This window comes from Viridibacillus sp. KH_047, from assembly GCF_057838945.1.
In genome coordinates, this window is record NZ_CM174479.1 from 2989551 (window position 1) to 3004528 (window position 14978).

Sequence of the window (14978 nt, forward strand, 5' to 3'; positions counted from 1 at the left end):
TTTTAAATATAGTTTATGACAATACAACTGAATCTAAAAAAAAAGAGTCAGTTACCTGACTCTTTTAATTGATTAAGTATTATTCAGCTTTTAAGCTTTCAATAAACTCAGCAAGCTTTTGAAGATCTTCATCAGAACCCTCATATTGGCCTGGTGGCATACCACCGATACCGTCATGAGCGATTTTAACTACTTCATCAGCAGTTAAGCCTGTGTTCATTAATGATGGACCTGCACCACCTTCAAGGTTTTCACCATGACAGTTAATACAAGATTGTCCAGCATAAACTTTATAGCCATCAGACTCTTTATCGAATTCGACTGTTTCAACAATCGCACCTTGTTTTGCAGCTGCTTTCCAGTCATGGTTAACTACAGATTCCCAAGTTAAGAATACCATAGAAGCAATTGCTAATAACATGAACGCTACTGGAAGTGGGCGTTTCATTGGGCGACGTTCTGGTCCTCTATCCAAGAATGGTGCTAATAACAGGGCTCCGAAAGCGATACCTGGTATTACCATAGCTCCGATAATGTTATATGGACCTGAAGCGTATTCATATTTAAGTAATTGGTATAAGAATAAGAAATACCAGTCTGGTAAAGGTATATAACCTGTATTTGTTGGATCAGCTTGCGCCTCAAGTGGAGACGGATGAGCAACAGTTAAGATTAAATAACCAATTAGGAATACAGCACCAACCATCCATTCTTTTAGTAAAAAGTCTGGCCAGAATGGTTCTGTTTTTCCCGGATATTCGGAATAGTCTGGTGGAGTTTTAGTTCTGTTTGCCTTATAAGGCACACGAGAATCCCCTACGAATTTCATTCCTTTTCCGCGATGCATTGTGTCCCCTCCTTTAGTAATTCTTCAAGTTCATTAAAATACTATAATGGACCCGAAATACCTTGTCTGCGAATCATTACAAAGTGTGCTGCAAGCAACCCAAGCAAAGCAGCTGGTAAGAAGAATACATGAATCGCAAAGAATCTTGTTAATGTTTGTGCTCCGAGGATAGTTGCATCTCCGGCAAGTAAAACTTTGATTGCTTCACCAATAAATGGTACAGATGCAGCAATTTCAATTCCTACTTTTGTAGCAAATAACGCTTTCATATCCCAAGGAAGTAAGTAACCTGTAAAGCCAAGACCTAACATTACTGCGAAAATTAGAACCCCAACAATCCAGTTAAGTTCACGAGGTTTTTTGTATGAACCTGTGAAGAATACACGTAATGTATGTAAGAACATCATGACAATTACGAGTGAAGCTCCCCAGTGATGCATTCCACGCACAATCTCACCGAATGCTACTTCATTTTGAAGGTAGTAAACAGATTTCCATGCATTTTCAATATCCGGAACATAGTACATTGTTAAAAACATACCTGAAAGGATTTGAATAACTGTAACGAAGAACGTTAAGCCCCCAAAACAATATACGAATGCAGAAAAATGATGTGCAGGGTTAACGTGCTCTGGAACTTCGTGGTCAGCTATATCGCGCCAAATTGGTGTGATATCTAAGCGTTCATCGACCCAATCATAGATTTTATTTAGCACTGATGTCGTACCCCCTTACATTTAAACTAAAGTATTTGGTCTTGTTTTCCCGATCATTAATAGACCGTCTTTTTCTTTTACTTCGAACTCATCTAATGGCCCAAGTGGTGGTGTACCTTTGATGTTCTGACCATTTTTTTCGTATCGGCCAGCGTGACATGGGCAGAAGAATTGGTTTTTGTGTGCTGGGTCACCTTCCCAGTTTACAGTACATCCTAAATGCTTACATACAGGTGAAAGAGCGATAACTTTGTCGCCTTCTTTGTAAACCCACGCTGTACTTGTAACATCAGATTTGTACCAAGCGTCAACTTGTTCAAAAGTAAAGTCAACTTTAACAGGAGTTTCTGTTAATTCAGAGATTTTTTGCTTAGTTAATACGAAATCTCCGCCTTCTTTTTTCTGTAATACCGGGTCAACTGCAAAGCGAACCATTGGCATTAACATACCAGCAGCCATGAAGCCACCAACACCTGTTAGTGTGTAGTTTAGAAATTGACGTCTTGTTACACGATTGTTACTCATACTTTTCCCCCCTCTAACTTTAAAGGTAAGTCCAACGGACAAACTTATACAAAATAGTAATACTAGGACATATCTATGATATATCAATCAAAATGGAAGGTCAATAACGCATTCGACACTTTTGTCATGATTTGTGAACATTTCATGAAAGAAACTTATAGCTCTGACCATTTAGATGATAGCATTGGTACTACTTGTCGAATTTGATCACTTAATACTGACTGTTTTACTGATTGATCCATATCACCAAGTGGAATAGATGGTAGCCACAACAAAGAAAGCTCAGGCACTTCGCTTGTCCAACTATGATCTGAAGTCATATAAAAGATATATTTAAAACCAGCCAACTTTAATTCTTGGTCTATTGATTGAATATAATCCTTCTTTACCATGCTATTTGTATAGGTAAATGGTGGCATTACCATAACTCGTCCTTTAAATTGCTGTTCAACAAAAGCTGTCAACGACATTAAAAATTCTGCTGCTGATGCGCTCTGCTTCATTCCTGTTGGCGAGCCATCAATAACTGTTAGTGGCACGATTGCTGTGTCTATAAATTCCTTTTGTGCTGCGAATACTTCTACATCTTTGCCAATCCAAAACATTTTTATTTCCTCCCGAGAAAAAACTTCATCTAAAGGATGAAGTTTTTTCTATTCATTCACATTTTTTAAGACATTAAGTAATGCCGATAATTCATAAAACTTTTCTTTATCATTATTATCTAAGGCTTCATCAATTTGCTTTAAAATCGTTTCTTCTCTAAAAGACTTCATACTATCGTTCAATATTTCCTCCGCTAACATGCGGTCCTTTTCACTAATGTGCAAATACTTTGGCATATGAGGGTTCTCTTCAAGAACCGCTAAGTATTCGCTACTTGGTGGTAGTTTAGGGAAATTAAGTTGAATATACATTTCTTCTTCTGGGTGCATCCTCAAATCGTGGAATGATTTCTCAGCGTCTGCTGTCATTATATTACCTTTATAAAATCGAAATGGAATACCCGATGATTCAGTCGTTGACATGACCATTGCTCGTGGACAATAATGTGCCTCCTCAACAAAATGTACATGCTCTAGTAATTCATCGTGTCCAAGTAAATAATTTAAAATCCAGACACATTCACGTCGCTTTAACTGATAACGCTTTAGAAACCAATGAACGAAAACCTTTTTATCCATCACAGAAACGGAAGCGGTCATACCGATTCCCCCTCTCACTCGAAAGTTTGTAAGAGATCCAACCAAGTCGGCTCATCAGGCTGTAGTGCTACTAATCGTTTTACGACTTCGTGAGCTTCCCCACGTTTGCCATCTTCGATTAAGAAATACGCGTACTTTTCTAAAAATGCTGGATCTTCCATATGGTCATTATATGCCAAAGTATAAAATTCGTATGCACGATTATAATCTTCTAGGCGGTCATAAGATTGTGCCGCAAAAGCAGATAATGTAGACCAATCAAAGTCATCATTACGTAATGTTTCGATTAATTCAACAACCTCTTCATCACGTTCATCTTGCGCTAACAGTGAAACGAGCGTTAAAATAGCTTCCATATATTCTTCATCAAGTGCAACCGCTTCGCGTAAATATTGTTCAGCTTCTTTTGGTAAACTATTTTTCAAAGCCATCTTTCCGGCAAATAAATATAATTCTTTGTCATATTCATCACGTTTAATGCCTTCTTGAATTATTTCCAATGCTTTTTTATTTTCTTCTTGCATCGCGTAACTTTCTGCTAATAATAAATAAGCTGCAAAATAATCCGGATCTAATTCTTTTAACTCTTCTAAATGTTTTATTGCAGTTTCATACATTTGTGTTTGGAATGCTGAATATGCTGCTCCAAATAAAAGATCAGGTGCAACATGATGATCAAGAGCTTTCAAATAATATGTTAACGCTTCTTCAAACGCTGCACCCGTGCGATGTACTTCTGCAAGACGTTCGACTAATCGAATACCAGCAATCTCTTCATGTTCCTCGTAAAGCTCACCATAAAGACGTGCTGCTTCCGCTAAACGACCTAGCTCTAAAAGAAGCTCTGCCTTCGCAAAACGCAATAAAGGTTCAGTAGGCAATAATTCTAATGCCTCGTTAATACGTTGCTCAGCGACCTCATATAGTCCTTGCATTTGATAATAATCCGCCAATGCTAATAAAACTTGAGGATATTCTGGTTCTTCAGGACGAACAGACATGAACATTTCTAATGCCTCGTCCTCATTTCCAATGTCCATTAGCAACACTGCTCGGTCAATTTTTAATTGTGTTTCTTCGGGGAACAAAAATTGTAAATGTTCAAATAATTGATCTGCTTCCGCTAAAAAACCGTAATTCACTAACAGTTCTGCAATTTCATACTGTACATTTGGGTCAGCCTGTATTTTCAGCTGTTCCATTAAATCTTGTATACCTTCTAAATTTCCTTGCTCAATTACTTCTATCATTTTGTTTTGAATATCCAAATGCTTCACCTATTCTCATTAATTTCAATCATTATGCTACATGACAAATTCTTTATGTACAAGGAAAAACCCTCCTATTTTGCGGAGAGTTTTCACTTTTAATCTATTCAATTACTAACAGCTTGTACATCTTCAAAGAATGTTGGGTAAGAGACTGCAATACAGTCAGCATCATCTAATTCGACTGCACCTTCAGTAATAAGTGCGGCAATGGCTCCCATCATGCCAATACGGTGATCTCCATATGTTCGAATAGTACTACCAGTTAATGGTGTTGGTCCATTAATAATCATGCCATCATCTGTCGCTACAATATCTGCACCAAGCTTTTTCAATTCATCCACAACCGCTGTAATACGGTCTGTTTCTTTTACCTTCAGCTCTTCAGCATCTTTAATAACGGTTTGTCCATTTGCCTGTGTTGCTAATAATGCAAGAATTGGGATTTCGTCGATAAGTCGAGGAATAACGTCGCCACCAATTGTCGTACCTTGTAATTCCGATGTCGAAATAGTGATAGTTCCAGTTGGTTCAGCAGCTGATTCATCATCAATTTCAATCGACATTTTGGCATTCATTTCCTGCAAGACATCAATAATACCTGTTCGTGTAGGATTTAAACCCACGTTTTCTAACGTTATTTCACTATTTTCAGCAACCGCTCCCGCAACAAGGAAAAAAGCTGCTGAAGAAATATCTCCAGGTACCGCTACATGAGTAGCCGTCAATTGTTGACCACCTTGTAGTGATACAATGCCATCTTCAGTAGTAATTTCCGCACCAAATTGGCGAAGCATACGTTCTGTATGATCACGCGAAACTTCCTTCTCGCGAATAACTGTCGTTCCTTCTGCATTAATACCCGCTAATAAAATTGCCGACTTCACTTGTGCACTTGCAACTGGCATTGTATAGTCAATGGCCTGTAGTTTTGTACCCTGAATGGCAAGAGGGGTAAATTGCCCATCCATTCGCCCTGTTATTTTAGCTCTCATTTCTCGTAATGGGTTTATGACGCGTTTCATAGGACGCTTAGCAATAGACTCATCGCCGTTTAAAACTGTATGGACATTAGAGCCCGCTAGCAAACCAAGCATTAAGCGTGTTGTTGTACCAGAATTCCCGGTATATAAAACATCAGTTGGTTCCTGCCAAGTCTCCATGCCATTACTCTCGATAACGACATTTGTACCATCCAGTTCAATCTGTACGCCTAATTTTCGGAAACAAGCAATTGTATTTAAACAATCATCTCCAAGTAAAAAACCACTTACTGTCGTGCGTCCTTTTGCTATTCCGCCGAACATAATAGAACGATGAGATACTGACTTATCACCTGGAACCGTTATTTTCCCACGTAATGTTGGCTTATTGTAATCTAAAGATTTACTCTTCACCATTCTATTCACCTACCCTTTATGAAATATAAATTTCGTATGGACTGCGCTTTTGTATACAAGCAGCAGCACGTTCACGATCATCTGCATTTTGGAAACTAACAACTAAAATACCGAAGACATCTTCTCGCGTTTCCACGATACGAATATTCGTAATACTTATTTGTTCTCCAGCTAGATAAGCTGTAATTTCAGCAATACTACCAGGATAATCAGGTACATCTACATATAAATCATAGGTCATGTACATTGCACCTTGTGAACTAATCGGTAACTCATCACGCACCGATTTAGCTTTTGCAAAATAATCCTCAATCTGAGTTGCCTCTCCTGTCATCAGAAGGCCCTCTACACGTTTCATTTCAGCTTGCCACTCAGCCAATTGTCCTGCAATTTGCTCGCGATTTTGCATCGTTATATCGCGCCATAAAATAGGATTAGAAGACGCAACCCGTGTCAAATCTCGAAAGCCCCCTGCTGCTAACATTTTTGTTATAGGGTTATCAGCTCCCTCAGCATGTAATTGATGCACTAAAGAGGCTGCCACGATGTGTGGAAAATGACTTACTACGGATGTCATATGATCATGTTCAGAAGCTGAAACACGCATTAATTTAGCACTAGTATACTGCAGTAAATTCTGCAGTGTATTAATCTTTTCTTCGTCCTCACCGTCTAAAGGCGTGAGCATATAGTACGCATTTTCAAAAAGATAGGGTTTGGCTGCTAATACACCACTTTTATGGGAACCTGCCATAGGATGGCCTCCGATAAAAGTAATGCAATTTTCACGAAGTTCATATGCTTTTTCCATAATCAAGGACTTCGTACTGCCTGTATCTGTCACAATTGTAGCAGTTGGAAGTTCCCAAGATTTAAGAGACTCCATCCATTCTAGCGTTGCATTTACAGGTGTTGCAAAAATAATAACATCTACTTTATTTGCTGTTTCCTCAGGATTTTTCGTTATATCTTGGACGACGCCAAGTACTTTTGCACTTTGTAACGTGTCTGAATTGGTATCAAAGCCAATTACTCTAACATTCGGTGACTTTTGGAGAGCTAATGCAATCGATCCGCCGATTAGGCCCAGCCCTACAACAAGAATGGTTTGTTTCATGAAAAAACTCCTTGCTCCTGTAATACTGCATCTAATTGTGTTAAGAAAGCCTCATTTTGGGCTTGTGTACCGATTGTCACACGAATATAGCCAGGTGTACCTAGTGCATTACCACTACGGATTATAAATCCACGCTTCATTAATTCTTGGAAAACAACATCGCTATCAACTTTCACTTCCATTAGGATGAAATTTGTATCAGTTGTATAGTAGTGTAAATTATTTTTTTCACAAAATTCTTCGATTTGTTTTTTACCTTTATTATTTTCCTCGCGACATTTTTGGATATAAGCATCATCTTCTAATGCAACTTGAGCGATTGCTTGGCTTAAAACTGTATTATTAAAAGGTCCACGAACTGGATCCAATTTTGCAATTAACTCTTTATTGGCTATACCATATCCTACACGGAAAGCAGCAAGACCATATGCTTTAGAGAACGTTCTTAAAATGATGATATTTGGATAGTCTTGTATATACGGGATTGTATCTTGATGTCTAGCGTTTGTAACATACTCAAAATACGCTTCATCTAACACAACCAATACATCAGATGGAACTTTCTTCAGGAATGATTGTAATGGCGCATCTTCTATTACTACACCTGTTGGATTATTCGGGCTACAAACCCACACAACAGCTGTATTGTCATCAATTGCTTCAATCATTGCATCCAAATCATGATTACCATCTACTAAAGGTACTTCACGAATTTCAGCACCTTCGATTTTTGCATTATGGCTGTATTGTGAAAATGTTGGTTTTGCCATGACAGTATTAACACCTGGATATAATAATGCACGTGTAATAATACTGATTAATTCGTCAGAACCGTTACCAAAAATTAATTCATTTTCTTCTACGCCTAGTTTAGTAGCCACTGCTGCACGTAAGTTCGTTGCATAACCATCAGGATACAACGCGAAGTTAAATGATTCATTTGCTAAAAATTCATGTACTTTTGGTGAGCTACCAAATGGATTTTCATTTGACGCTAATTTAACAATTTCATCTAAGCCAAATTCTTTTTTCACTGCATCAATTGATTTTCCAGGTTGATATGCTTTCATACCTGTAATTTGTTCTTTCCATTTCATCGAACGTTCGCCTCTTCCTCAGTAGTTAATTACTTTGCTAAATCGGGTCTTAATTTCACAGCGTCATTTAAATAAATATGACGAATCGCTTGCTGACTTATTTCCGTATTCACGTGCATTAGGACTCGAATACATAAGGGCAACGCATCAGGAACATTCATCTCATGCATACACATTACCGGAACATAACTCCAGCCTTCCATAGTACGCACTGCTTTTGCCGGGAAAGCTGAAACAATATCGGGTGTCGTAGAAATGACAACAGATGCAACATCCTCTGCAACTATATTATTAGCTTTCACGATTTCTTCTATTAGTTTCTCTGTCTCTGCTAAAACGATTGCCGCCTGATCAGACTGCACCGTTATGGCTCCACGTATTCCACGAATCACGCGAGCACCTCCCTTATTAACACACGAAGAAGTCCATCAATTTCTTGACATTCTTCTATAGATATTTGTTGAACAAACGGCTCACCAATTTTCTTTAATAAAACAAATTGTAAGATGCCGTATTCTGCTTTTTTATCTTTCATTAAATAGTCTAGTAGTTGTTCAAAATTAAACTGATTAACTGCATCAAATGAGTAGCCATTACGTACTGCAAATTCGATGAAAGATCGTGTAACTGTTGCAGATATTGTACCGTATCGCTCACTTAAAATAAGTGCATAGACCATCCCGATCATAACTGCTTCACCATGTGCTAATTTGCCAAAACCTGAAGCAGCCTCAATAGCATGACCATAAGTATGTCCAAAGTTTAAAAACTTTCGAACAGAATGCTCTTCCTCATCTTCTGCAACAATACCAGCCTTCACGCGAATACCTTGCTCAAGGTGCTTAGCAAGCTCTGTTTGACTGAAATCCAAAATAGAGTTTGTAGCCATTAATTCTGCTAACCACTTTTCATCTGAAATAAGTGCATGTTTAATCACTTCAGCCATCCCAGAACGTACTTCTTTTTCTGGTAAAGTTGTTAAATATGAAATATCATATATCACTCCTTGTGGCTGATAAAATGCCCCAATCATATTCTTCCCTAGCGGATGGTTAATGGCTGTTTTACCACCAACTGCACTATCATGCGCTAATATCGTCGTAGGAATTTGAATAAATGGAATACCACGCATAAACGTGGATGCAACAAAACCCGTTAAGTCACCGACTGCTCCCCCACCAAATGCGAAAACTGATGTTTTTCGGGTGCATTTTTGTTCCAATAAAAATGACTGCGCTGCAAAGAAGCTTTCAAATGTTTTACAATCTTCTCCCGCTGCTAATACATTCACTTTAAATGGGTATGGAAATTCCGCTGTAAAGCGTTCACTATGTAATTGCCATACATTTTCATCTGTAAAGATAATAATTTTATCCGCCTTAGAGAGTTGTTGATCGAATGATTTAACTGCTTCAGTTAAACTATTTGCACTTATTTGTACTTCATACGCATGGGATTTCGCTTTAACTGGAATGTTCATTGTTAAAACTCCTTCGTATATTGTTTATGCGCTGCAAGCTGTTCCTTTAGCTGTGGTAATTGATCACTATGGAAATGCTCCATTACTGCATTTGCTATTTCCCAGGCAATAACATGCTCTGCTACAACAGAAGCCGCAGGGACTGCACAACTATCAGAGCGCTCAACACTCGCTTTAAATGGTTCTTTCGTTTCAATATCAACACTTTGTAACGGTTTATATAAAGTAGGGATAGGCTTCATAACTCCACGGACAACAATTGGCATACCTGTTGTCATACCACCCTCTAAACCGCCTAGGCGATTTGAACTTCTAGTATAACCATCTTCCTCAGACCAAATAATTTCATCATGCACTTCGCTACCTTTGCGATGAGCCATCTCAAAGCCTAGACCGAACTCTACCCCTTTAAATGCATTGATGCTTAACATAGCAGATGCTAATTTCGCATCTAACTTACGATCATAATGTACGTATGATCCTATACCGGCTGGCAAACCTTCTACGATTACTTCTACAACTCCACCAATTGAATCACCCGCTTTTTTAGCCTCATCAATTGCTTCAACCATTTTTAGCGATGCTTCTGCATCTGCACAATAGCATGCGTCTTCTTCGATTATTGCGCGGATTTCAGCGACTGATTTGCCAGCAGTAGATTCAGGTTTTGCAATAATTCCACCAATTTCAGTAACATGAGAAACAATTGAAATTCCTAACTCTGCTAAAAGGGCTTTTGCTACAGCACCAACCGCTACTCGAACAGTTGTTTCACGAGCTGAAGAACGCTCTAATACATTTCGTAAATCACGATGGCCATATTTCATACCACCTACTAAATCAGCATGTCCAGGGCGAGGGCGGGAAATTTGACGTTTAATTTCCTCTGGATTAACATCCTCTGCTAATGGCTCTGCCCCCATGATTTTCGTCCAGTGCTTCCAATCATCATTTGTAACAACTAATGCTACTGGAGAGCCTAACGTACTACCATGACGAACGCCTGATAAGATTTCAACTGTATCCGTTTCAATCTGCATACGGCGACCTCGCCCATGTCCTCCTTGGCGTCTTTTTAATTCTTTATTTATTAACTCTGCCGTAATTGGCAATTGAGATGGTAACCCTTCAATGATTGTTGTTAATTGTGGTCCATGAGATTCTCCTGCTGTTAAGTATCGCATAACACTTTCTCCCTTCAACTCGCTAAAGTATATGTTTTTCACTATAACATAATTCAATCAAAAAAACAGTGAATAAACAGAACTTTTGCAAACTCCTATAAATTTAGATTATCTATTTATTTTAGAAAAAATCGCCTTTCGCGTTCATGCGAAAAGCGTCCTTTCGTTGACCTATACATATAACAATTACAGCTTTCTATAAAAGAACGTATCCTCAATATCCAATTGATATCTAGAAGGATTAAAAATTTGTTCCGTTGAACCTACAAATAATACGCCACCCGAACGAAGTGACTTACTAAAGTTATCGTAAATTTGATCCTTTGCTTCTTCAGTGAAATATATCATTACATTACGGCAAACGATTAAGTCATAGTTTTGATCATATGTATCTTTTAATAGGTTATGTTTTTTAAATGTGACTGTTTTTTTTATTTCGTTTTTCACCTTATAAAAAGAGCCATCATTTTCAAAATATCGCTCTTTTATATCGCTTGGTACTTCTGCTAAAGAACGTTCAGGATAAACACCCGCTTTTGCTTTTGCAATGGCATTTTCATCTAAATCTGTTGCTGTAATAGAAATTTGGGATAATGGCACATGATTTGATAACGTCATCGCTAAAGAATACGGTTCTTCACCTGTAGAACAAGCGGCACTCCAAATTTTCAATTTCTTCTTTTGTTGTAATAGACGAGGGAATATTTTGTTTTGAAGAACTTCCCATCTTTTGCCGTTACGATAAAATTCAGAAACATTAATAGTCATTCGATCCAAAAATTCATCTAGTAGTGCACGATCTTTGTCTAATGCATTAAAAAAATCGATGAAGCTTTTATAGCCTTTTTTTTCATACAAAGATGTTAAACGTCTTTTCATTTGAGCCTCTTTGTATAAAGCTAGGTCAATATTTGTTTTTCTCTTGATTTTTTCTACAAATTGTTCGTAATCCGTCATAAGCGTCTCTTCCCTCTCCTTCAACCTAGTTCTATTATATCGGATATAGGTAATTTCTTAAATAGTAGATATGCAGACTTGTTTGACAATTTAAACAAATCTATTTAAACATTTATATTAATAAAATTAAAAAAAGCCGTCCGCAAAATTGCGAACAGCTTTGAAAATATGAATTATACTAATTCGTTTTCGTTGAAGAATAAACCGATTTCACGTTCAGCTGCAGCTAAAGAATCTGAACCGTGAATAACGTTGTGAGAAAGAGTTGTAGAGTAATCTCCACGGATTGTTCCTGGTGCTGATTCAGCAGGGTTTGTAGCGCCCATCATTAAACGTGCTACAGAGATTACGTTTTCGCCTTCCCATACCATTGCGAATACAGGACCAGAAGTGATGAATTCTACTAATTCACCGAAGAATGGACGTTCAGCATGTTCTGCGTAGTGTTTTTTTGCAAGCTCTTCAGTAACTTGCATTAATTTAGCGCCTTTAAGTTCGAAACCTTTACGTTCGAAACGATCTACGATTTCACCTACTAATTGACGTTTAACGCCATCAGGTTTAACCATTAGAAATGTTGTTTGAATAGCCATTGTTAAAATACAACTCCTTAAGAAATGTTTACAGGTTTTATACCCACCGTAAAATATTATCATTGTACGACAGATAGTTCAACATATAGTATTAAAATTTGCGTTTACCCATATATAATGCGATATCACGCAAAGACTTTTTGATCGAATTTTGTGGAAGAGCTTCAACTTCACGTAATGCTTTTTGCAAATATGTGTCGCTTATCTTCTTCGCCTTCTTAATTGCTTCTGATGCACGAATCTTTCCGAGAAACTCTTGTCTTTCATCTTCGGTCATTGTCCCAGCCAACGCCTTTTCAATAAGAGGACGTATAGCAGGATCATCTTTCACTAACAAAACAGGCAAAGTAATATTACCTTGTAGTAAATCACTTCCTGCAGGCTTACCAAGTTGTTTGTCAGTTGATGTCAAATCAAGAATATCGTCGATTATTTGGAAAGACATCCCGACAAAATAACCGAATCTCTTTAATTGGGTTGCAACGCGTTCGTCTGCACCCGCAACAACTGCACCTAGATGGCAACTAGATGCTATAAGTAATGCGGTTTTGCGTTTAATCCTTCTAAAATAGTCTCGCATATTTTGATCGAGTTGCATTTTATCCTCTATTTGGATAACCTCGCCTATACAAATCTCTACCATTGTTTCTGACAAAATTTGATGTGCTTTCGGATTATCGATATCAGTAACATACTGCAATGCTCGTGCAAAAATAAAGTCGCCCGTGTACATTGCAACTCTGTTATTCCATTGAGATTTAACTGTAGGTCTTCCTCTTCTCATTTCCGAATCATCAATAACATCATCATGAACGAGTGAAGCCATATGAATCAATTCCAATGATACTGCTACTTTTTTTATCAGTTCAATATCATACTGACCAAATTTAGCTGCAAGTAAAACGAAAACGGGGCGAATTCTTTTCCCTCCAGCTTTTAGCAAGTGAAGAGAAGCATCATTCAAGAAGTGAGAAGACGAATTCAACGCTGTTTCTAATTCTTTTTCGATGATTTCTATATCTGATTTCAAATCAGAATAGAGTAGTTTTAACTTCATCTTTTCCACGTGAATAAACCTTCTCCCACCTAGTTTTCTTTTTTAAAGCCCATATGCATAGCGGTTGCTCCACCGTTGTATGCTTTATAATTCACATTTTCGAAGCCTACTTGCTCGAACATCTTCTTCAATTGCTTCATACCCGGGAATTCATCTGCAGATTCTTGTAACCATGAATACTCTTTATAGCTTTTAGCAAATAGCTTACCAAAAATCGGCATAATATATTTGAAATATAATCTAAATAATTGACGATATCCAGGAATTTCTGATTGTGATGTTTCTAAACAAACTGCCATGCCACCTGGCTTCAACACACGGTTTATCTCACTCAACACTTGCATATAATCTGGTACATTGCGAAGTCCAAAACCAATTGTTACATAATCAAATGAATTATCTGAGAAAGGTAATTCCATGGCATTCCCTTGTATAAGATTTATTTGAGGGTAAGTTTTTGTTTTCTCGATGCCTACATTTAGCATGTTTTGACTAAAATCAAGACCAGTTACTTGTCCTGTCTCTCCAACGGCTTCTGCCATAGTAATTGTCCAGTCTGCTGTACCACAGCAAACGTCTAAAGCTTTAGAGCCTGGCTTAACTTGCATACGATTCATCGTATCTTTACGCCATTTTTTGTGTAATTGAAAGCTAATGACAGAGTTCATTTTATCGTAGCTATCAGAGATATTCTCAAACACTTCATGTACGCGTTCTTCTTTAGATTGCGACACTGTTTTCAACCTTCTCTCGTCGTTTGATGTGCACATGCAATTCGTGGCATGCGATTTACAATGAGCGTTTTCACTTCATCTTGAAGAAATGGAGAAGTTGAAATACTTCGAGTAAATGTAGATGAAAGCTCTGATACTAATTCTTCTAAAATTCTCTCTGCTGATCTCTTCGTAGAAGTAAATTGCTCACTTTTCTCAATGGCTGCCACAATGCGAGTCTTCATATGTGTTTCTTGTAAGTTTCGCAATTCATAAGCCAGTCTATTTAATAATAAGCCTTGCTGCACCAGTGGAATATATTGGTCTAAATGATAATGTTTCATAAATTGTTCAATAGACTTCGTTTCGATGACAGTTAATGCATCCAACCATTCTGCTATAGGTCGAATAGTTGGTTCATAGATAGCCGTCTTTTTCTCACTAATATCAACGATACCATTCGATAATGAGCGAATCAAAGCGATATTAGGTATCTTAGACAATAGTTGATAATACATGCCACTATAAAAGTCTCCTGCTAACACAGTTAATTGTTGGTTTTTCGAAGTAGCGTCTACTTCATCGATTTGGTCATGCGCATGAAGTGCAGTGTAAATAATACCAATTGTTGTAGATACTTCATCTTGCTCGTTTGTCCATATTTCACCATTCAGGAATGGCAACAATAGATAAAACAATGTCTCATTTTCAACGATGGGCTGACCTGTATATTTGAGGAGCGTTCTATGATGCAATTGCATTAAAATATCGGCTTGTAATTCTTGTATTTTGTTTTCAATGATAGTTGCATTCATAAAC

17 protein-coding genes are annotated in these 14978 nt (G+C 37.7%); all 17 read right to left on the reverse strand.

What is annotated here, in order from left to right; translation table 11 throughout:
- Positions 1-79: 79 nt before the first annotated feature.
- The gene (locus tag AC3IS5_RS14735; protein WP_489425098.1) at positions 80-847 is read right to left on the reverse strand and encodes a c-type cytochrome; all 768 of its coding nucleotides are present in this window, start codon (positions 845-847) and stop codon (positions 80-82) included.
- A gap of 41 nt (positions 848-888) precedes the next feature.
- Positions 889-1563, reverse strand: a complete 675-nt coding sequence (qcrB, locus tag AC3IS5_RS14740; RefSeq protein WP_053417239.1) for a menaquinol-cytochrome c reductase cytochrome b subunit — start codon at positions 1561-1563, stop codon at positions 889-891.
- A 21-nt stretch (positions 1564-1584) separates the two neighbouring features.
- Complete coding sequence (locus AC3IS5_RS14745; RefSeq protein WP_489425099.1) at positions 1585-2088, reverse strand: QcrA and Rieske domain-containing protein; 504 nt, start codon at positions 2086-2088, stop codon at positions 1585-1587.
- A 155-nt stretch (positions 2089-2243) separates the two neighbouring features.
- Positions 2244-2693 (reverse strand): YpiF family protein, encoded by a 450-nt coding sequence (locus AC3IS5_RS14750; RefSeq protein ID WP_489425100.1) that lies wholly within the window; start codon positions 2691-2693, stop codon positions 2244-2246.
- A gap of 48 nt (positions 2694-2741) precedes the next feature.
- On the reverse strand, positions 2742-3293 hold the full coding sequence (locus AC3IS5_RS14755) for a ReoY family proteolytic degradation factor (RefSeq protein WP_038190650.1): 552 nt from the start codon (positions 3291-3293) through the stop codon (positions 2742-2744).
- A gap of 14 nt (positions 3294-3307) precedes the next feature.
- Positions 3308-4543, reverse strand: a complete 1236-nt coding sequence (locus AC3IS5_RS14760) for a tetratricopeptide repeat protein (RefSeq protein ID WP_489427907.1) — start codon at positions 4541-4543, stop codon at positions 3308-3310.
- Positions 4544-4668: 125 nt separating this feature from the next.
- The gene (gene aroA, locus AC3IS5_RS14765) at positions 4669-5961 is read right to left on the reverse strand and encodes a 3-phosphoshikimate 1-carboxyvinyltransferase (protein ID WP_489425101.1); all 1293 of its coding nucleotides are present in this window, start codon (positions 5959-5961) and stop codon (positions 4669-4671) included.
- A 16-nt stretch (positions 5962-5977) separates the two neighbouring features.
- A complete protein-coding gene (locus tag AC3IS5_RS14770; RefSeq protein WP_489425102.1) occupies positions 5978-7078 on the reverse strand; it encodes a prephenate dehydrogenase in 1101 nt (366 codons plus the stop codon).
- A complete protein-coding gene (gene hisC / locus AC3IS5_RS14775; protein ID WP_489425103.1) occupies positions 7075-8175 on the reverse strand; it encodes a histidinol-phosphate transaminase in 1101 nt (366 codons plus the stop codon). The genes AC3IS5_RS14770 and hisC overlap by 4 nt, the downstream gene beginning before the upstream one ends.
- Before the next feature lie 29 nt (positions 8176-8204).
- A complete protein-coding gene (gene aroH / locus AC3IS5_RS14780) occupies positions 8205-8567 on the reverse strand; it encodes a chorismate mutase (RefSeq protein ID WP_489425104.1) in 363 nt (120 codons plus the stop codon).
- Positions 8564-9655 (reverse strand): 3-dehydroquinate synthase, encoded by a 1092-nt coding sequence (aroB, locus tag AC3IS5_RS14785; RefSeq protein ID WP_489425105.1) that lies wholly within the window; start codon positions 9653-9655, stop codon positions 8564-8566. The genes aroH and aroB overlap by 4 nt, the downstream gene beginning before the upstream one ends.
- Before the next feature lie 2 nt (positions 9656-9657).
- Positions 9658-10839 carry a chorismate synthase gene (aroC, locus tag AC3IS5_RS14790; protein ID WP_489425106.1) on the reverse strand — a complete coding sequence of 394 codons (1182 nt, stop codon included), beginning with the start codon at positions 10837-10839 and terminating at the stop codon, positions 9658-9660.
- A 186-nt stretch (positions 10840-11025) separates the two neighbouring features.
- The gene (locus AC3IS5_RS14795; RefSeq protein ID WP_489425107.1) at positions 11026-11796 is read right to left on the reverse strand and encodes a CheR family methyltransferase; all 771 of its coding nucleotides are present in this window, start codon (positions 11794-11796) and stop codon (positions 11026-11028) included.
- Between the two features lie 173 nt (positions 11797-11969).
- Positions 11970-12389: a nucleoside-diphosphate kinase gene (ndk, locus tag AC3IS5_RS14800; RefSeq protein ID WP_390008754.1), complete on the reverse strand. Its 420-nt coding sequence runs from the start codon at positions 12387-12389 to the stop codon at positions 11970-11972.
- A gap of 91 nt (positions 12390-12480) precedes the next feature.
- A complete protein-coding gene (gene hepT, locus AC3IS5_RS14805) occupies positions 12481-13455 on the reverse strand; it encodes a heptaprenyl diphosphate synthase component II (RefSeq protein WP_489425108.1) in 975 nt (324 codons plus the stop codon).
- Positions 13456-13475: 20 nt separating this feature from the next.
- Complete coding sequence (locus AC3IS5_RS14810; protein ID WP_489425109.1) at positions 13476-14180, reverse strand: demethylmenaquinone methyltransferase; 705 nt, start codon at positions 14178-14180, stop codon at positions 13476-13478.
- A 5-nt stretch (positions 14181-14185) separates the two neighbouring features.
- The gene (locus AC3IS5_RS14815; RefSeq protein WP_489425110.1) at positions 14186-14974 is read right to left on the reverse strand and encodes a heptaprenyl diphosphate synthase component 1; all 789 of its coding nucleotides are present in this window, start codon (positions 14972-14974) and stop codon (positions 14186-14188) included.
- Positions 14975-14978: the final 4 nt, after the last annotated feature.